Consider the following 18,581-nt stretch of genomic DNA (forward strand, 5'->3'; position numbering starts at 1 on the left):
GTAATATCTTTTTCGTAAAATTTATGAGCTTGTTTTTATGAATGGCAGGATCAAAATCAAGCCATGTTGATAAACGTTAATCGCTTTAATCTTTCTTATAATTGTTTCCTTTTTAATGTTTTTAAAGCACTATTTATGAGTCTTATTACTATCAAGCTTGCGCTCAAAAAAGGAAACAAAATGAATTGGTTACCAAGTGCCTCATTAGCACAATTACAGGCACGTGCCGATATGCTAAAAACAATCAGAGAGTTTTTTAGCGAACGGCAAGTATTGGAAGTTGAAACACCTTCTTTAAGCCAAGCAGGCGTTACGGATGTACATTTACAATGTTTTAAAACAAAGTTTGTAGGCCGTAATATTAGTGATAAACCTCTGGTTGATGGTGGCGTGGCTTTGTATTTACAAACGTCACCCGAGTTTCATATGAAACGCTTACTCGCTGCTGGTAGTGGCTGTATTTATCAGATCTCAAAAGTTTATAGAAATGAAGAATCGGGACGTTTTCATAACCCTGAATTCTCTTTATTAGAATGGTACCGAGTTGGCTTTGATCACCATCAGTTGATGGATGAAATGTCTATCTTGCTCAGTGGTATTTTACACTGTGACACGCCGCTACGTTGCACCTATCAACAAGCCTTTTTAACACATTTAAATGTAGACCCCTTAACGGCAACAATTACCGAACTTAAATCTGCTGGAGCGCATTTGCAACTAGGTGAAGTACTGGATAATGAAACCGATAAAGATACCATTTTACAATTGTTATTTTGTATTGCCATCGAATGTAAAATAGGTCAAGACGTACCATGTTTTGTTTATGACTTTCCTGCTTCACAGGCTGCATTAGCAAGAATTAATAAAAAAGATCCACGTGTTGCTGATCGTTTTGAGGTGTATTATAAAAGTGTTGAACTCGCGAATGGTTTTTATGAGTTAAATAGTAGCAAAGAGCAACTAAGCCGTTTTCAAGCGGATAACCAATTACGACAACAAATGAAGTTAGCTGAAATGCCGATCGATCATAAATTTGTTGCTTGCTTAGATCATTTGCCTGACTGTGCCGGAGTCGCGTTAGGGTTAGATAGGTTGTTAATGTTATCGAGCAAACAATCTCATATTAATGATGTATTGAGCTTTAGCGTTGATAATGCTTAATCTTAAGGCACAAAATAGCTTGAACAAAATACAGGGAATAAAAAATGGCAAAGTTATGGTTAACCGATAAGAGCTATCCTATTTGGTCTTATCTGTTACGTATTATTTATTGGTTACTTGCTATTTATCTATCTAGCTTATTTTTACAAGCTTATGATCAGGAAAGTTGGTCTAAAGTAGGACTTATTGTGTTAAGTATTCTGTTTGTGATCATCTTTTTAGTGTTTGCTCGTTTGATTGACCATTTTTTAAAGGTGACGGTAAAGGACTGATGCTACACTGAAAATAAGTCCTGTATTTATCTATTATTGAAAAAGAGGTGTCTATGCCAATTAAAAAAGTGCAATCCGAATTTGATAAATTGTCAGAAGTCTTAGCTGATGGTGTGGTGGCTGACGAATGTACGGCCGGTGAATTACAAAAAGTACATGACCAATTACAATTAGCTATCCGCTCTCGTGATCCTGCACAATTAATCAGAGATAAAAAAATAACTGAACAATTACTTATGTTTGAAGAAACTAATCCAGTGGTAGGTAAAGTGGTTAAAGATTTAATTAATGCTTTATCAGGAATGGGTATTTAATCAAACTCTGTGGTTATTCGGCACGTAAATAAAAGTGAGTAAAATTTACTAAGATAAAGAGTGAATGCTCAGGGCTAATTTATTTATATAAGTACTCGTGTAAATTATTTATGCGAGTTATTTATGTTTAGCTCAGGCGAAAGAGGGCAATTTAGTTGTTTAAATGAGCATGATACGAATTTTAGTTATAAAAAAACCGACACTAGGTCGGTTTTTTAATAAGCTTCATAAAGAGCTAATTCTTAAATAAGAATTAAAGCGCTTTAATTTTAGCAGAAAGACGACTTTTCTTACGAGCAGCCATGTTTTTGCTGATCAGACCTTTAGTTGCGTAAGCATCTAAAACTGATTGTAATTTAACGAACTCAGCCGTAGCTAGTTCTTTGTTTGCAGCTTCGATTGCAACAACAACTTTCTTGATGAAAGTACGCATCATTGTACGACGACTTGCATTATGTTTACGGCTTTTTTCAGATAATAAAGCACGTTTTTTAGCAGACTTGATATTAGCCAAGACCTTAACTCCTAAATTCTGTATAACAAGGGATAATCAAAGGTCGTGGAATATGCCCTGTAACACGTATATTGTCAAATGGTTTTTTATTAACCAATAAAAGAACTGGCAACAAACCAGGTGGATGGTTAAACTGCGCGCATTTTATACTCAACCAATTACAGATGCAAATTTAGAGTCGCATGATTGCTTGATATATCGGCAGTTAACGCTATTAAATTTAATTAAAAGGTGTATTTTAGCACCCTCATTAACATCTCTTAATTAATTGAGTTATATCTCATCCAAGCGCGTAGGAATTAAAGTGTGAGTAAAAAGCTAATAAAATCAGGCATGATCGTCAGTTCAATGACATTAATTTCGCGAGTTTTAGGGTTAGTCCGAGACATAGTAATAGCTAATTTAATGGGCGCGGGTGCCGCCGCTGATTTATTTTTCTTCGCGAATAAAATTCCAAACTTTTTACGTCGTTTATTTGCAGAGGGTGCATTTGCACAAGCTTTTGTTCCGGTATTAACTGAATATGAAAAAACACAATCACGTGATCAAGTAAAAGATCTGATTTCAGCAGTTTCAGGTACTTTAGGCACAATTGTTACCGTTATTACTATTTTAGGTGTTTTAGGTTCCTCAGTTATCACTGCGTTGTTTGGTTTTGGTTGGTTTCTAGAGTGGTGGAACGGTGGCGCAGATGCGTTTAAGTTTGAACTTGCCTCAGATATGCTAAAAATTACTTTTCCATATTTATGGTTCATTACTTTTACTGCGCTTTCCGGTGCCATTCTGAATACGCTTGGTAAATTTGCAGTGGCCGCTTTTACACCGGTATTTTTAAATATCGCTATTATTGGCTGTGCTATTTTCCTTTCTCCACAACTTCAACAACCTGAAATCGGTTTAGCGGTTGGTGTATTGTTAGGCGGTGCGATTCAGTTTTTCTTCCAGATTCCATTCTTGAAAAAAGAAAAGTTATTAGTTAAACCTAGTTGGCAATGGCACCATCCTGGCGTGGTTAAAATAAGAACTTTGATGATTCCGGCTTTGTTCGGGGTGTCTGTTAGCCAAATTAACTTATTATTAGATACTTTTATCGCCAGTTTTTTACAAACAGGCTCCATTAGTTGGTTATATTATTCAGACCGTTTATTAGAATTTCCATTGGGTTTATTTGGGATCGCTATTGCTACGGTAATATTACCGAGTTTATCTTCTTCGCATGTTAATCAATCACCACAAGCTTTTGCTAAAACCATCGATTGGGGGATCCGCAGTGTATGCTTCTTAGGTTTTCCTGCCATGTTGGGCTTAATGGTACTCGCTGAGCCAATGTTGCGTGTTTTATTTATGCGTGGTGAATTTGATTTACAAGATGTCAGTATGTCCGCGATGAGTTTATGGGCTTATGCCAGTGGTTTATTAAGCTTTATGTTAGTGAAGGTACTCGCGCCAGGTTACTACTCTCGCCAAGATACAAAAACGCCGGTTAAATTCGGTATTATTGCGATGGTCAGTAATATGGTATTAAATGTTATTTTTGCAGTACCTTTTGGCTATGTTGGGTTAGCCATCGCAACCTCATTATCTGCTACGTTAAATGCAGGATTATTATGGTTTGGTTTATATAAAAGCGGCGTCTATCAAGTGCAAAAAGGCAGTGTTGCTGTATTAATACGAATTATAGCGTCAGGTTTAGTGATGGTTGCAGGTTTGTTGTATATGACGCCTAGTCTTGTCATGTGGGCTGACTTTGGTTTACTTGAGTCAGCAATGCAACTCATCGCATTAATTTTAGGTGGTGCAGCGCTTTATTTAGTGAGCAACTTTATTTTTGGATTACGACTCCATCATTTTAAAGTAAGTCGCTAGAATTAATGCTAAATCGCTAAAATGAAAGCTGATTACTTTGCAACCTTAATATATAATCAGCTCTTTTATATTTTCAACGCTATTTTTGGCAATTAATTATGACATTATCATGGAATTAATACGCGGAATTCATAATCTACAGCATCAACCACAAGGTTGTGTGTTGAGCATTGGCAACTTCGATGGCATCCATCTTGGACACCATGCTGTTTTATCTCGTTTGTTAAAAGAAGCTAAACGTTTACAAGTGCCAGCCACTGTCATGACCTTTGAGCCGCAGCCCGCTGAATTATTTGCAGGTAAAAATGCGCCAGGTCGATTAAGTCGTTTACGTGATAAATTCGTACAGCTTGAAAAATTAGACTTAGATAGTTTACTGTGTGTGTCCTTTACACATGAATTTGCTAATCTCAGTGCGAATGATTTTATTGAGCAGTTATTAATTAAAAAACTCAATGTTAAGTTCTTAGTGATTGGCGATGATTTTCATTTTGGTTATCAACGCTTAGGTGATTTTGCGTTACTAAAAGAAGCTGGCGAGAAATATGGCTTTGAAGTCGTTGATACAAGAAGTCTGTCACAAGATGCTTGTCGTGTTAGTAGCACGCGAATACGTAGCGCATTAGCAAAAGGCCAATTACAACAAGCAGAGCAAATGCTAGGCAGGAAATATAGTATTGCTGGTCGTGTTGGACATGGTAAGAAGTTGGGCCGTACAATCGGCGTGCCGACTGCTAACTTATTTTTAAAACGCCGTGTTTCACCCGTATCGGGTGTGTTTGTTGTGTCAGTACTTGGTGTGAATAAAGAAGGCACTGAACAACAAGTTTATCGAGGTGTTGCAAATATTGGTTGTCGCCCGACCGTTAATGGCGAACGACAACAATTAGAAGTACATATATTTGATTTTGAAGGTGACTTATACGGTCGTCACCTTGAAGTGTTACTTGAGAAAAAATTACGCGATGAAGTACGTTTTGATTCATTCGCAGAACTAAAAATACAGATTGATAAAGATATTCAGCAAGCTAGAGCATGGCATCAGCTTAATTAATAAATCGTTAGATGGAATAAAAACCGATGAGTGATTACAAAAGTACATTAAATTTACCAAAAACTGGTTTCCCGATGCGTGCAAACTTGGCTAATCGTGAGCCTAACATGCTTAAAAATTGGTACAAACAGGATCTTTACGGCAAGATTCGTGCTGCCAAGAAAGGTAAAAAGACATTTATTCTGCATGATGGACCTCCCTATGCAAATGGCGATATTCATATCGGTCACTCGGTTAATAAAATTCTAAAAGATATTATTGTTAAATCTAAAACGTTATCTGATTTTGATGCGCCTTACATTCCTGGCTGGGATTGTCACGGTCTGCCTATCGAACTTAAAGTTGAGCAAAAGCACGGTAAGCCAGGTAAAAAGCTAACGGCTGCTGAGTTCCGTGTTAAGTGTCGTGAATACGCTGCGCGTCAAGTTGATGGCCAACGTAAAGACTTTAAACGTTTAGGTGTATTAGGTGAGTGGGATAACCCATACCTAACCATGAACTTTAAAACAGAAGCAAATATAGTTCGTGCGCTAGCGAATATCATTAAAAATGATCATCTACACAAAGGCTCAAAACCTGTTCATTGGTGTACAGATTGTGGATCTGCATTAGCAGAAGCAGAAGTTGAGTACGAAGATAAATTATCGCCAGCAATCGATGTTGCCTTTAATGCGGTTGATGTTGATGCAGTTTTAGCGTGTTTTGAAAAACAAGCCGATGACTTTGGTCATGGCGATATTTCTGCTGTTATTTGGACAACAACACCTTGGACACTGCCAGCTAACCGTGCCATTGCACTTGCTGCAAAAGTTGAATACTCATTAGTACAAGCCGGCGAACGTCGTTTGATCTTAGCGACTGATTTAGTGGCTGACTGTATGGCACGTTACGGTATCGAAAACTTTACTACTTTAGCGAACACTAAAGGTGCTGAACTAGAGAAACAGTTATTTCAACATCCGTTCTTAGCATTACAAGTGCCAGCCATTGTTGCTGATCACGTGACTATCGATGCGGGTACTGGTTGTGTTCATACAGCTCCTGGCCATGGTCAAGACGATTACTCTGCGGGTTTAAAATACGAACTAGAAGTTGCTAACCCTGTTGGTGACAATGGTGTTTTCCGTGAAGACACGGAATTCTTTGCTGGTTTGCATGTATTTAAAGCCAACGATAAAGTATTGGAAGTCTTAACTGAACGTAATGCATTAATCCATCATGTTAATATTAAACATAGCTACCCGCATTGTTGGAGACATAAAACGCCTATTATCTTCCGAGCGACACCTCAATGGTTTATCTCTATGGATCAAAAAGGCTTACGTGATAGCGCATTATCAGAAATTAAAGACGTTAAATGGATCCCAAGCTGGGGCCAAAACCGTATTGAAAAAATGATTGAAGGACGTCCTGACTGGTGTGTTTCACGCCAACGTACTTGGGGTGTACCAATCACTTTATTTGTTAATAAAGAAACCGATGAATTGCACGAGAACTCTATTGAAATGATGGAGTTGATTGCACAAAAAATCGAAAAAGAAGGTATTCAAGCTTGGTTCGATTTAGAGCCAGAATCTATTTTGGGTTTTGAAGCAGAGCAGTTCCGTAAAGTGACTGATACGTTAGATGTTTGGTTTGACTCTGGCACTACACATGCATCAGTTGTTGGTGTACGCGAAGAATATACACAACCAGATGGTTCTCAAGCTACGGCTGATTTGTATTTAGAAGGTTCAGATCAACATCGTGGTTGGTTCCAATCTTCATTGTTAACCAGTACTGCAATTAACGGCGTAGCGCCATATAAAGAAGTATTAACACATGGTTTTGTGGTTGATGGCGATGGTAAGAAAATGTCTAAATCATTAGGCAACGTTATGTCTCCACAAACGGTGATGAATGACCTAGGTGCTGATATTTTACGTTTATGGGTTGCTTCTACAGATTACACGGGTGAAATTACCGTTTCTGATGAAATCTTAAACCGTAGTGCAGATAGTTACCGCCGTATTCGTAATACATCACGTTTCTTATTATCGAACTTGAATGGTTTTGATCCGCAAACTGATTTAGTGGCGCCAGAAGATATGGTTGCGTTGGATCGTTGGATTGTTGCTAAAGCCTTAACGTTACAAAATGAAGTGATTGAAGCTTACGACAATTACAACCTGCATGTTGTTTATCAAAAACTAATGCACTTCTGTTCAATTGACTTAGGTAGTTTCTACTTAGACATTATTAAAGATCGCCAGTACACAGCTAAAACAGGCAGTAATGCTCATTTAAGCTGTCAAACTGCGTTGTATCATATTGTTGAATCTCTAGTGCGTCTGATTGCGCCAATTCTAAGCTTCACTGCTGATGAAATCTGGGGACGTTTACCGGGTGAGCGTAATGAATTTGTGTTTACTGAAACTTGGTATGAAGGTTTGTTTGGTTTATCTGATAGCGAAGTGATCAGTAATGATAAATGGACTCAGTTGATTGCGATTCGTGCTGAAGCGAATAAAGCTTTAGAACTTGCACGTAAAGAAGCAGTGATTGGCGGTGGGTTAGAAGCTGAAGTCACTTTATATGCTTCAGATGAAATCAGTGCATTACTGAATACCTTAGAAGACGAATTACGTTTTGTACTAATTACTTCACAAGCTACAGTTAAACCTTTTGCTGATGCGCCTGCTGATGCGGTTGCAACAGAATTAAAAGGCTTATCGGTACAAGTACAAAAAAGTGCTGCGGCTAAGTGTGATCGTTGTTGGCATCATCGTGAAGAAGTTGGTCAAGATGAGAAACACCCTGAGTTATGTGGACGTTGTATTACCAACGTTGACGGTGAAGGTGAAACTCGCCAATTTGCTTAATAGGCAATAACACACATTAATGCCTTTATATTAAATGCATTTTGACTAAACGCCTTGGTTATGAAAATGATTTAAGGCGTTTTTTTTAATTTTTGCCATCACCATTATTTGGGAATATCAATGACACAGAAATCAACATCCTCTAACGTTAGTTTACGTTCTGGTTTATCTTGTTTATGGTTAACTGTTGTGGTTTTAATTATTGATCAAGTGACTAAATATTTAACGATACAAATGTTAGATTTGTATGAATCCTATGAGGTTTTATCCTTCTTTAATTTTACCTATGCACGTAACTATGGTGCAGCTTTTAGTTTCTTAGGTGATGCAGGAGGTTGGCAGAAGTACTTATTCACAGCGATTGCTTTTGTAGTTTCTGCTTATCTTTTGTATTCAATGAAAACTACAAGTGCAACTCACCGTTGGATGAATAGTGCATATGCTCTTATTTTATCTGGTGCGATAGGCAATGTAATGGACCGTTTAATGTTTGGTTATGTGGTCGACTTTTTAGATTTTGATTTAGGTTTTTATCGTTGGCCAACATTTAATGTGGCGGATATTGCTATTTTTATTGGTGCTGCAATGATTATTATCGATGCACTACTGTGGGCTGAAAAGCGTGAAAAACAAGCAAACGAGAACAAATAAGGAATAATAGTAATGACAGTAAAAATGGCCAATGAAACAGTCAAGAATAGCAAAGTGATCACTGCAGATAGTGAAGTTTTAATGCACTTTTCAATTAAGCTCACAGATGGCTCTGCCGTTGATAGTACTAAGGTCGATAATAAGCCGGCTAAATTTGTAATGGGTGACGGTAGCTTAACACCAGGTTTTGAAGAGTGTCTGTTAGGTTTGACAGAAGGGGATTCGCAGAGTTTTACGCTTGCGCCTGAGTCTGCTTTTGGATTACCGAATCCAGATAACTTTCATTATATTGAACTCAGCAAATTTTCTGCCGATGTGCCTGCAGAAATAGGGACTATCATTAGCTTTACGCAACCGGACGGTAATGAAATTCCAGGTATTATTCGTGAAATAGTGGCGGATAGTGTGACTGTTGATTTTAACCATCCACTAGCAGGACAAACAGTGACTTTTGACGTTGATGTCTTAGAAGTTTTATAAATAACTGAAATATTGAGAGCATTATGAAAATTATTTTAGCTAATCCTCGTGGTTTTTGTGCAGGTGTACACCGTGCGATCAATATTGTTGAACGTGCGTTAGAGCTTTTTCCAGCCCCTATCTATGTGCGCCATGAAGTTGTTCATAATCAATATGTGGTTGATGATTTAAAAGCACGTGGTGCGGTATTTGTTGAAGAACTTGATGAAGTACCCGATGATAATATTGTTATCTTCAGCGCACATGGTGTGGCACAAAGTGTACGCGAAGAAGCAAAACGTCGTGCATTAAAAGTATTTGATGCGACTTGCCCATTAGTGACTAAAGTACATATGGAAGTAACTCGTGCCAGTCGCCGTCATCAAGAGTGTATTTTGATTGGGCATCAAGGCCATCCTGAAGTTATTGGTACGATGGGGCAATACGATAGTGAGGAAGGTGGTATTTACCTTGTCGAATCACCTGAAGATGTAGCTTTACTGGAAGTTAAAAATCCAGCCAGCTTGTGTTATAGCTCTCAAACAACTTTATCAGTTGATGATACTGCGCATGTTATTGATGCGTTGCGAGCTAAATTTCCAAGTATCGAAGGCCCACGAAAAAATGATATTTGCTATGCGACTCAAAACCGACAGGACGCGGTTAAAGATCTCGCTGATAAAACGGATTTAGTCTTAGTTGTTGGATCAACTAATTCATCTAATTCCAATCGTTTGCGTGAAAAAGCAGCCAGTGTTGGCGTCACCTCATACTTAATTGATAATGAGTTCGACATCAAAGATGAATGGTTTGAGAATATACAAACGGTAGGTGTAACAGCTGGCGCATCAGCTCCCGATGTACTAGTACAAGCGGTGATTAGAAAGTTACAAAAAATAGGTGGAAACGTGGTTATTGAGAATCCTGGTGTTGAAGAAAACACAGTATTCGAAGTCCCTGCAGAATTGCGTATTAAAATGGTTAATTAAAATAATATGCTGAGCTTTCAGTATTTTTAATCTTACTGGAAATAGAATATTTTAGTTTGAATATTTGTAGAATTTGAGCCAGTAAATTATTACTGGCATTGATGCCTCTGTAGCTAGTTATGCTATTTTCTAACGAACATAACTATCATACTTAACAGTTCCAACATTGCTCAGAGGGAGTTGTTTCAGTTATAAAAGTTGCGAGTGAACCGGCAGCGCTGTTGTTTTCATCCCAAGCTCGCGCTCCAGTTGACCTCAATAAAAGCACTCCATCGCCTGCCTGAACACCCGTTGGTTCTGCACCAATGATATAGGTAGAAGCAGTTGTTGATGCAATTAATAAATTATAATAAATAACCGTGCCATCAATTGGTGATTTAGTAGAAAATATTGTAGGTGACCCAGCACTTGCCGCTCCGGTATATGTACCTTCAGTCGTATAGTGCCTTTCCATTGCTTGTGCTAAGCCTTGTAAAGCACCTTGTGCATCAGCACGACGTGATTTTGTCACTGAGTCTTGATAAGAGGGGTATGCTATTGATGCCAAAATACCAACGATAGCAACCACAATCAATAGTTCTATCAGAGTGAAGCCTTTCTTGTTTTTCATTGTTAGTTCCTAATTATAAGCATATGGTATTTACTGCTGAATCAGTTCTTCCCATGACAATCGACCTTGTTTAGCTGTTGTTTCGATCCTTACCGACTCTTCGTTTAAGTTCCCATCAACATCATTGCTATAAATGGTATTCCCTAAAATTGCGATGTCTCCGGCAATCATAGCAGTATTAACTTTGATGCCTGCATGACTAGTTACATCGTCTAAATTAACCTCACCATCTCCATCAATATCATAAATACTAGTTGTGTCGTCGAATACACGATTATTATTGATATCAAAAACAGTATAGTTTGGCGCTTTACCCGTATTTAAGTCTACCGCCATGATCCAGCTTTCACTATTGGATACACAAATATCACTATTTACAACCGTTGGAATAACCGTATTAAATAATAAGATATTGCTTGTTATTAGGGAATTAGAGGTCACTCGCTCACCAATATTAGTAGGAGTCGCTAATGAATTAGCTTGATCTTCAAAATCAAAATACCAACCTCGACTGTTTGACCAGGTCATTGTTGTTCCGCTGATAACACGCGTCGTTGAAGTAGAATATAATTCTCTTGGTGTTAAATTTGAGCGAGTTTGTGCGCCTTCTCCATTATCCAATACACCATAGTAACTCATAAGATCTGTTGAGGTTTTATCGGTTTCTTCAATGTATTTACCTGTCCCAAAAAAGACAAGGAGATCTGGGGCGCCTGATGCAGCATTTACATTGTCAGCAACAATAGGGGCAGTGGTAATTGGTTGTGCTTTACCGTTACCATCTTTTGCAGTAAACAATGCTTCATAAGTGCTGCCGGTTTTATGAGCAACCTTCCATTGGTTTGTATTGCTTGAACTAACATCAAATGCCCACATATTCCCTTGTAAATCGCCAGCATAAATACGGTCCACAACACTATCGCCGTCAAGATCAACAGCTCGTGGTGTTGATAATCCATTTGGAATGCCTGAACTATCAGCACCAACTCCGGTATCTATTTCCTTATAATCACTTGCCGACCATTCACCATCTAATCCTTCATCGATGTATAAAATAAATAATTTTGCATTGCCATCACCAGTATTATTGTACCCATTACCTACGATAACAGCCCATTCACCATTTGCCATTTTAGCGACAGTAGGTTCACTGTAACTGTACCCAAAATCTGGATCATTAGCACTACTAAACTCCCATAATGACAACGCATCCGCATTGCCGGTAACGGTAGCATCAAATTTAGTTGGGTCTGTGATATCTAACGCGAATAATCCTTTTCCACCACTACGCAAACCACTAATAAGCACTGTGTGCCAGGTGCTACCATAATATACGTCACTGATCGTTGGTGTAGAATCAACATAAAAACGATGTTGATAACCAGTACTAGCCAAATAGTGTAGGCCTTCTTCCGATGCACTTGATGCAACTAAACTTGGAATATAAGCAAATTTTTCTTCACCGTCTGTTGCACTAAAGCCATGTAGCATACCATCATTGGCACCCACATATAACATAGCTGTTCTACTAGTATTTTTATAATCACTATAGTTTTGGCCAGTACCACCAAAAGAAACAGAAGCTGTCGAGTCATAATCTGGCCAATCTAGTTCAGGAGCACCCACATAAACTACAGTTGAATTGACGAGGTCACCAAGCCGGCTAGCTCGGTCACGATAGTTAGTTGCAGCAGTTCCGATGTTGTTTACTTTATTACCTTTTAGATAACTAATTAAATTATCAACACCTGCACTACCTTCCGGGCCTGCTTGAAGGTCAGCAAGAAGCGAAGGAGCTGAATCTATATTTGTTTTGTTAAACACAATGCCTTGCTTAGTTGAATCGTTAAAGCTGAATATATTTCTAGTATTATAATCTGCTAAATTATCTAACTTAGTTGCTGCGTCCCAGCTAGCTGTGCTGCTTATTTCACCTGTCCCTGATAATGCATAGGATTTTAAACTGCCAGACCATTCGCCACTATCAAAACTAGCTGCATAAATCGAGGTGCCAGCCGTTAATTGACTCGTATTGAAGGTGATTCCAGATCCTGCGGCTACTTTATCAACAATACTATCTATTACGTTTCTAAATGCAGTAACTAATTCCGCGCTATTATTCGCTGTCAAATACTCTCCTCCACCTTGCGTAGCAGCACTCCTTATTAGTGAATTATTCGTTACTTGCGTATCAGCAAAACCAACCATATGAGTGATGACGTTATTTTTCCAAGGTGTTCCAAGCGAACCTTCTGTAAGATCTGGTCTGAGATCTATATCATACATCGCTCGAGTTACATCATCTACGATATCTGCGCCATTAAAGTAGTTTTTCATATCATTGCTAACACTAGTATCACTTGTAGGGATACCATCGGTCATGGCCACTATAAAACTGTCTTGGCACCAGTTTGTAATGACATCTGTTGTTGGTGAATGGGAGTTGCTAGGCGTATGTGAAAAAAAACTGCTTGCATTGACAACTTTTTCTGGTTTATCTCCAATACCATCTGGGTGAAGCGTTAATTGACCAGATATACTTCCACCGGCTCTCTGCGCAAAGTAGTGGCCCAGATCTGCAAGTGACTCTCCTAACGGTGTGCTACCACTGTTTGTAATCAAATTTATCGCATTTTTTAATGTTGTTATATCGCTGCTAGTTCCAATCGATTTTATGTTCTGTCGAATTTTTGCGCCGCTACTTCCATTATAAGTCGCTAAACCCACACGCATGCCTACTAAATCATCAACCATGGCTGCAGCAGAAGCTTTAGCTATTTCCATACGTGTTTTAGTGCCTGGTTTTTTATCAAAATCATCAAAATCATCTGCGGCAGTGTTAGTGCTATTAGAAAAATACCAGTTTAAGTAATTGCCAGTGTATTTTGATGCTAAATAACTACTTGGCGAACCTCCTGAATCTCCAAGGAGACGAGCAGTATAAGTCCAGCCATCGTTAAAGCATCTTTCGGTTAAGTTATTAGCACCACCAAGAGAACCTTGCCAGAAATCATAGTTATAACCATTCCTGTACAAATAAATAAGGCCATCATTTCTAATCCGAATATCAATTTGTTTAGCAGTATTGAATTCATTGTCAGAAGGACAATTATAATAATCAATATTTTCATCGTAAGGGCTATCAGGAACAATATTACTCATAGAGCCGGAGGTATCTAACAATATCATCAAGTTCGGCTCAACTGATGTTGACGTAATTAAGGGGTCTGTTGGTAAATTTAATTTAGCAGCCATCACAGTAGGTGAAATTGAACAAACTACGATTGCAAGTATAACCGCCTCAGCCACTACTGTTTTGGTGAATAATTTTTTCATCTTCATCTTCATATTCCTTTACGCTATTGATAGATTAAAAACGTTTTCCGTAATAACCCACAATTATTCTTTCGGTATTGCCATCTCTACCAACTGAGCGAGAGACTATTTTAAAACCTCGAATATCTCCCCCGCCAGTGGTTTCGCCGTAACCTGTTATATTAAGTTCAGGTAAATTATCATTAAATATGAGTATCCCTAGATCTTCGACGAAATATCGAGACACTATTCCTGCGTTTGTTATTTCTGTGGTCGCTGCAATGCTTAAACTGTCAGTCCAAACTGAGTCTGAAAAAATATCGCTAGGCCCATTATTTACGCTGTATAATCCATTTAAATCATTAAATGTACTAACTCCAACCAAGGTATCAATCATATCCTCGGCATCTTTTAGGCCTGATTCTGCAATTTCCAGTGAAATATGGGAATCTCGAGTTGAAGAGGTCATTTTTTCTTGCATAAGCGTCGATTGCGTCCCAGATAATACTAATACGGTGAGAACAATTAATATAATTAGACTGATAATTAATACCGCCCCAGATTGTTTTTTTAACATTTTTTCAATACCTATTGTAATGTTCTATTACGTATATTCGCTGTTGTCTGATAGGTTCTCTCAAGTGGAGAGCCTGGTGTGCTTTCGCCGCTTTCAGAGGTAAGGTTTACTCTGATGGAAAGTACTTGATCCATATTAGTAGGGGTTGCGGTAAATATGTTTATCGAACCATTAGCGTTAGTATCTTCTCCATACATAATTTGCAAATTATTAATTCCTCGAACTAATTCGTTAGCAACGCCATTATCTGCTCGATACAAAGAGTCTGAGCCTGCGCTATTAACGCCTATAAAATATTGCTTAGAGTATGGTTTTAAAATTTGAGCATTTCCCCCATAAGTATGGGATAAGGTATTTCTTATGTTATTTATTCCACTAGCAAGATTACCTGTGTTATGACCTATATTTCCATTGGTAGGTGTATTTTGTTGCGTATTAGAAAAAAGATCTGCTTCTTGGCAATCAGAAATTAAAATAATATCGCCCTTTGCAATACTGCTACCAGTGTTTATATGGAGAACAGCGGCGGTTGTCGGCATATAAGGAGTTGTAACCGTTACGCCAGAAATACTGCTTGCACCTCGGAGTATTAGAGTATCAGTGTTATCTTTAACATTAATGCTAGAAATTGTCTGAGATGTCACATCATTACTCCCACCAATGCCGTCGCCTGCAGTCGGTAGTACTGATGCATCATAATCACTATCTGTAGTATTCAGATTGTTAGTGATCTCATCTATATCTCCGACACAACCCCAATAATCAGCACCGCGAATGTCGCGTATTATTAATTCAGTCGCTAATCGTCCATTTTCTTGTACACGTGAAAAAGCACTCTGCAAGTGAACACCTTCCATGCTAGCGGTAAAAATTTTAAGTACGGCAGCTAGCACCAATAATCCCAAAGAAATCGATATCATTAGTTCTACAATTGAAAAACCAGTTTGGCTCGGTAAATCGTGACTTTTATTTTTCAACACACTCATCATTCTCTCTATTTTAAGCTTGGGACTTTTTTCATTGCTAAATAACCTATAGCTTACTTACACAGCTTTAAATTTGAATGCTTAAGGTAAAACTTGCATCGCCAACCTCTCCGCCTGAATTTGTTCTTTGCTGCTCTTTCCATGTAATTGTTATATTGTAGAGTGTCCCTATTTTAGTGACAGTCCCTTGACCTTCAGGCAAACCTCCGTCTATAACAGCTGATTGTATTAATTGATTCCATTCAAAACCATCAAGTTGCGCCATTAGCGCTGGAGTGCAAGTTGTACAACCTGGGTCAGCTACTGTAGATAAAAGATTATTGTAACCACTTAGACCTCCTCGGTTAGATCTAATTCGTTCCCCCATGTCGTAGGCATAAGTTGTCGCTAAGGTATGAAATTGTGTGTTGTTAATATTTTTAAGGCTAATCATCTGAATTGATGCTAGCCCGAGCAACCCAACAGCGAGAACAAATACTGCGACTAAAATCTCGATCATTGAACTTCCGGTTTGATACCGTTTAATTGTATCCATGTTATTCACAATTCACCTTATCAGCGATAATTACACCAGATATTAAAATAGAAACTTGCATTCCTTGTTCACCGGTTCGATTATCGCAAACTTCAAAAACACTGTTGTTATTAACCCCTCCTACTGCATTAAAGGAGAAAGTTGATTGAGCGCTCGATACGGTACTCGCATCGTCAAATGCAGGCCATATACGCAATACTTCATCAGTCGACATTGCATTAATAGCATCAGTATTTGCCCAAACAACAATACCTTCGGTCCAATCTCCTCCAATTTGATTTACATTTACGGTACTGCCCCGTTTAATTGCTTCCATGCGTGCATAATTAAATGCACCGATCATCGCATTGGTATTTGAAACCATATTGCCGTTACTGATTAAATTTCTAAAATTTGGAACACTAAGCGCTAATAAGATTGCTAATATAGATAAAGTGATTAACATTTCAGTAATAGTAAAACCTGATTTTTTCATACAACACTCTTTGACTTATTATATATTCAAATATCGACTGAATTCATTCTACATACCTCTAAAGTATAAGATCAATAAACATATTAGTTTATATTTAAATGTCTGCCGGATTTTTTTACATAAACTAATAAAAATAAAATTATTTATTATCGCTACTCAATTACTGATGTAAATTCCATAGAGTGAAGTAAAATTTCATTTATTTTTTGCTTGTTGATAGAAATATCTACCAAGTAGAATTGTTTTTTCAATTTCATATTTTTTCATTTTGTAGATTTAGTTAATTATCTATTTTATTAGTGTGATTATTTATCAGTGACACATACGACAGACAGTTAATAATAATGATGGATATAATGAAATAAATCAGGATTAAGTTTTATATTTCATTGATTTGGTAATAGTGTAAGATTACTAATTATATGGAGCCTAAAGCTCAAAGAAAAATAATGCTACTTAGAGCTACTTGAGGTTTATGTACTTTTACTTTGAATTAACATTAAGAGTTATTTATGAAAAAAATAGAAGCAATTATTAAACCATTCAAAATGGACGATGTACGTGAAGCACTTGCAGAGATTGATGTGACAGGTATGACAGTATCAGAAGTAAAAGGTTTTGGCCGCCAAAAAGGGCATACTGAATTATACCGTGGTGCTGAGTACATGGTGGACTTTTTACCAAAAGTTAAAATTGAATTAGTAGTTAGAAAAGAAGATGTTGAGCGTTGTATTGAAGCGATCATGAGCACGGCTCAAACGGGTAAAATTGGTGACGGTAAGATTTTTGTTACTCCTGTAGAGCGAGTTATTCGTATCCGTACCGGTGAAGAAGACGGCGAAGCAGTTTAAACGATTTTTAAGTAATCGTTGATATAGCCGTTATGACAGTATTAAACTGATTTCTGTTAAATAACAAACAATAAAAAGGAGAACTAAGTTCTCCTTTTTATTGTTTGGACCCTATAAATAATCCTATATTACGCTGATTATTTACAAAGATTATTACCAGTCAAATACGCTCCAGCTTTCTGTGCGTTTTACCACTCGGCTATTTGGGTAATTAAGCTTTAATACCGCTAATGCATTCTTTTCTGGTTCTACTAACCCTAACTCCCTATAGGCAATGATCATGATCTCTAGGGCATCTTTTACAGATTCTGTATCAGGGTAGTTATTGAGAACAGTTTTACCACGGTTGATCGCTGCTATATAAGCTTCACGTTTGATATACCATTCAGCAATTGATATTTCATAACGTGCGACTCTATCTTTGATAAACACCATACGTTGGCGAGCATCTTTTGCATATTGGCTATTAGGGTAATACTTTAGAATGTGATTAAAGTCTTTAAAAGCACGTTGTGCATAACTTTGGTCACGATTAAAACGGTCCACACCAAATAGATTTTGGAAAAAGTGATCGTCAGAAGATAAGTTAGTTAGTCCACGCATATAATAAAGATAATCTAAATCTTTATGGGTTGGATTTAAACGAATAAACTTATCAATATTAGCTAATGCAAGCGCCATTTCATTACGTTTGTAATAAGCGTAAATAAGGTCTAATTGCACCTGTTCTGAGTGAGGTCCAAAAGGGTAGCGGCTATCTAGCGCTTCTAAAATGTCAGTGGCTTTTTCAAAGTTCGCTGTTTCTAGCGCTACAGAAGCCTCTTGATATAAAATGACAGGAGGTTTGTCAGCAATCTTTGGTTTATTGCTTTTTTTCGATGAACAGCCAGTAATAAAAATGGCAATGAAAAAACTGGTCGTTATTAGTCTAAGGATCTTATTCATAAGTGTTATAATGTCGGCCAATATTAAAAAGTACAGTATCGGCTATCGCCGAAAGAAATAAAAGTAAAAAAAGATAAAATGTGACAAGATAAGTCTGTCTGACAAAATACTTTTTAAAAATCAATTACAACAGCACAAAATTACAA

The 18,581-nt window shown here is 37.6% G+C and carries 18 protein-coding genes; 10 read left to right on the forward strand and 8 right to left on the reverse strand.

The window, feature by feature from the left end; genetic code table 11:
* Window positions 1-180 precede the first annotated feature (180 nt).
* Genes epmA through GQR44_RS10440 form a run of 3 tightly spaced genes read left to right on the forward strand, consistent with a single transcriptional unit; the run spans window position 181 to window position 1,747 of the window.
* Window positions 181-1,161: an elongation factor P--(R)-beta-lysine ligase gene (gene epmA / locus GQR44_RS10430; protein WP_166371760.1), complete on the forward strand. Its 981-nt coding sequence runs from the start codon at window positions 181-183 to the stop codon at window positions 1,159-1,161.
* 44 nt (window positions 1,162-1,205) lie between these two features.
* The gene (locus GQR44_RS10435) at window positions 1,206-1,433 is read left to right on the forward strand and encodes a hypothetical protein (protein WP_166371761.1); all 228 of its coding nucleotides are present in this window, start codon (window positions 1,206-1,208) and stop codon (window positions 1,431-1,433) included.
* Between the two features lie 53 nt (window positions 1,434-1,486).
* The gene (locus GQR44_RS10440) at window positions 1,487-1,747 is read left to right on the forward strand and encodes a DUF4404 family protein (protein WP_028867308.1); all 261 of its coding nucleotides are present in this window, start codon (window positions 1,487-1,489) and stop codon (window positions 1,745-1,747) included.
* A gap of 253 nt (window positions 1,748-2,000) precedes the next feature.
* On the opposite strand, the gene rpsT is transcribed toward GQR44_RS10440, so the two are convergent.
* The gene (gene rpsT / locus GQR44_RS10445) at window positions 2,001-2,261 is read right to left on the reverse strand and encodes a 30S ribosomal protein S20 (RefSeq protein ID WP_028867309.1); all 261 of its coding nucleotides are present in this window, start codon (window positions 2,259-2,261) and stop codon (window positions 2,001-2,003) included.
* A 306-nt stretch (window positions 2,262-2,567) separates the two neighbouring features.
* On the opposite strand from rpsT, the gene murJ reads away from it, so the two are divergent.
* The 6 genes from murJ (at window position 2,568) to ispH (ending at window position 10,141) form a co-directional block, all read left to right on the forward strand.
* Window positions 2,568-4,127 (forward strand): murein biosynthesis integral membrane protein MurJ, encoded by a 1,560-nt coding sequence (gene murJ, locus GQR44_RS10450; protein ID WP_166371762.1) that lies wholly within the window; start codon window positions 2,568-2,570, stop codon window positions 4,125-4,127.
* A 109-nt stretch (window positions 4,128-4,236) separates the two neighbouring features.
* The gene (gene ribF / locus GQR44_RS10455) at window positions 4,237-5,181 is read left to right on the forward strand and encodes a bifunctional riboflavin kinase/FAD synthetase (RefSeq protein WP_166371763.1); all 945 of its coding nucleotides are present in this window, start codon (window positions 4,237-4,239) and stop codon (window positions 5,179-5,181) included.
* A gap of 26 nt (window positions 5,182-5,207) precedes the next feature.
* Window positions 5,208-8,042, forward strand: a complete 2,835-nt coding sequence (gene ileS, locus GQR44_RS10460) for an isoleucine--tRNA ligase (RefSeq protein ID WP_166371764.1) — start codon at window positions 5,208-5,210, stop codon at window positions 8,040-8,042.
* Window positions 8,043-8,162: 120 nt separating this feature from the next.
* Window positions 8,163-8,693 (forward strand): signal peptidase II, encoded by a 531-nt coding sequence (gene lspA, locus GQR44_RS10465; protein ID WP_166371765.1) that lies wholly within the window; start codon window positions 8,163-8,165, stop codon window positions 8,691-8,693.
* A 12-nt stretch (window positions 8,694-8,705) separates the two neighbouring features.
* Entirely contained in the window at window positions 8,706-9,173 is a 468-nt protein-coding gene (fkpB, locus tag GQR44_RS10470; RefSeq protein ID WP_240923618.1) for an FKBP-type peptidyl-prolyl cis-trans isomerase, read from the forward strand.
* Window positions 9,174-9,196: 23 nt separating this feature from the next.
* A complete protein-coding gene (gene ispH, locus GQR44_RS10475; RefSeq protein WP_166371766.1) occupies window positions 9,197-10,141 on the forward strand; it encodes a 4-hydroxy-3-methylbut-2-enyl diphosphate reductase in 945 nt (314 codons plus the stop codon).
* Between the two features lie 151 nt (window positions 10,142-10,292).
* Here ispH and GQR44_RS10480 read toward each other — a convergent pair whose 3' ends face one another.
* The 6 genes from GQR44_RS10480 to GQR44_RS10505 form a co-directional block, all read right to left on the reverse strand.
* Window positions 10,293-10,751 (reverse strand): type IV pilin protein, encoded by a 459-nt coding sequence (locus GQR44_RS10480; protein ID WP_166371767.1) that lies wholly within the window; start codon window positions 10,749-10,751, stop codon window positions 10,293-10,295.
* Window positions 10,752-10,781: 30 nt separating this feature from the next.
* The gene (locus tag GQR44_RS10485; RefSeq protein ID WP_166371768.1) at window positions 10,782-14,093 is read right to left on the reverse strand and encodes a PilC/PilY family type IV pilus protein; all 3,312 of its coding nucleotides are present in this window, start codon (window positions 14,091-14,093) and stop codon (window positions 10,782-10,784) included.
* A gap of 28 nt (window positions 14,094-14,121) precedes the next feature.
* On the reverse strand, window positions 14,122-14,643 hold the full coding sequence (locus tag GQR44_RS10490) for a PilX N-terminal domain-containing pilus assembly protein (RefSeq protein WP_166371769.1): 522 nt from the start codon (window positions 14,641-14,643) through the stop codon (window positions 14,122-14,124).
* Window positions 14,644-14,654: 11 nt separating this feature from the next.
* The gene (locus tag GQR44_RS10495) at window positions 14,655-15,623 is read right to left on the reverse strand and encodes a PilW family protein (RefSeq protein ID WP_166371770.1); all 969 of its coding nucleotides are present in this window, start codon (window positions 15,621-15,623) and stop codon (window positions 14,655-14,657) included.
* 73 nt (window positions 15,624-15,696) lie between these two features.
* Window positions 15,697-16,164, reverse strand: a complete 468-nt coding sequence (gene pilV, locus GQR44_RS10500; RefSeq protein WP_166371771.1) for a type IV pilus modification protein PilV — start codon at window positions 16,162-16,164, stop codon at window positions 15,697-15,699.
* 1 nt (window position 16,165) lies between these two features.
* On the reverse strand, window positions 16,166-16,639 hold the full coding sequence (locus GQR44_RS10505; RefSeq protein ID WP_166371785.1) for a GspH/FimT family protein: 474 nt from the start codon (window positions 16,637-16,639) through the stop codon (window positions 16,166-16,168).
* Window positions 16,640-17,151: 512 nt separating this feature from the next.
* Between GQR44_RS10505 and GQR44_RS10510 the strand changes: the two genes are divergently transcribed.
* Window positions 17,152-17,490: a P-II family nitrogen regulator gene (locus tag GQR44_RS10510; RefSeq protein ID WP_028867321.1), complete on the forward strand. Its 339-nt coding sequence runs from the start codon at window positions 17,152-17,154 to the stop codon at window positions 17,488-17,490.
* A 153-nt stretch (window positions 17,491-17,643) separates the two neighbouring features.
* Here GQR44_RS10510 and GQR44_RS10515 read toward each other — a convergent pair whose 3' ends face one another.
* Complete coding sequence (locus GQR44_RS10515; protein ID WP_028867322.1) at window positions 17,644-18,435, reverse strand: outer membrane protein assembly factor BamD; 792 nt, start codon at window positions 18,433-18,435, stop codon at window positions 17,644-17,646.
* Between the last annotated feature and the right edge of the window lie 146 nt (window positions 18,436-18,581).

Source organism: Psychromonas sp. SA13A, from assembly GCF_011378715.1.
In the GTDB taxonomy this organism is placed as follows: Bacteria; Pseudomonadota; Gammaproteobacteria; order Enterobacterales; family Psychromonadaceae; genus Psychromonas.

What these genes read in the sequence shown, in the direction of transcription:
- ispH (WP_166371766.1), top strand. Translation starts at nt 9,197, where the DNA reads ATGAAAATTATTTTAGCTAATCCTCGTGGTTTTTGTGCAGGTGTACAC.
- GQR44_RS10490 (WP_166371769.1), bottom strand. Translation starts at nt 14,643, where the DNA reads ATGTTAAAAAAACAATCTGGGGCGGTATTAATTATCAGTCTAATTATA.
- GQR44_RS10480 (WP_166371767.1), bottom strand. Translation starts at nt 10,751, where the DNA reads ATGAAAAACAAGAAAGGCTTCACTCTGATAGAACTATTGATTGTGGTT.
- fkpB (WP_240923618.1), top strand. Translation starts at nt 8,706, where the DNA reads ATGACAGTAAAAATGGCCAATGAAACAGTCAAGAATAGCAAAGTGATC.
- GQR44_RS10435 (WP_166371761.1), top strand. Translation starts at nt 1,206, where the DNA reads ATGGCAAAGTTATGGTTAACCGATAAGAGCTATCCTATTTGGTCTTAT.
- lspA (WP_166371765.1), top strand. Translation starts at nt 8,163, where the DNA reads ATGACACAGAAATCAACATCCTCTAACGTTAGTTTACGTTCTGGTTTA.
- epmA (WP_166371760.1), top strand. Translation starts at nt 181, where the DNA reads ATGAATTGGTTACCAAGTGCCTCATTAGCACAATTACAGGCACGTGCC.
- ileS (WP_166371764.1), top strand. Translation starts at nt 5,208, where the DNA reads ATGAGTGATTACAAAAGTACATTAAATTTACCAAAAACTGGTTTCCCG.
- GQR44_RS10510 (WP_028867321.1), top strand. Translation starts at nt 17,152, where the DNA reads ATGAAAAAAATAGAAGCAATTATTAAACCATTCAAAATGGACGATGTA.
- GQR44_RS10440 (WP_028867308.1), top strand. Translation starts at nt 1,487, where the DNA reads ATGCCAATTAAAAAAGTGCAATCCGAATTTGATAAATTGTCAGAAGTC.
- GQR44_RS10515 (WP_028867322.1), bottom strand. Translation starts at nt 18,435, where the DNA reads ATGAATAAGATCCTTAGACTAATAACGACCAGTTTTTTCATTGCCATT.
- pilV (WP_166371771.1), bottom strand. Translation starts at nt 16,164, where the DNA reads ATGGATACAATTAAACGGTATCAAACCGGAAGTTCAATGATCGAGATT.
- GQR44_RS10485 (WP_166371768.1), bottom strand. Translation starts at nt 14,093, where the DNA reads ATGAAGATGAAAAAATTATTCACCAAAACAGTAGTGGCTGAGGCGGTT.
- ribF (WP_166371763.1), top strand. Translation starts at nt 4,237, where the DNA reads ATGGAATTAATACGCGGAATTCATAATCTACAGCATCAACCACAAGGT.
- GQR44_RS10505 (WP_166371785.1), bottom strand. Translation starts at nt 16,639, where the DNA reads ATGAAAAAATCAGGTTTTACTATTACTGAAATGTTAATCACTTTATCT.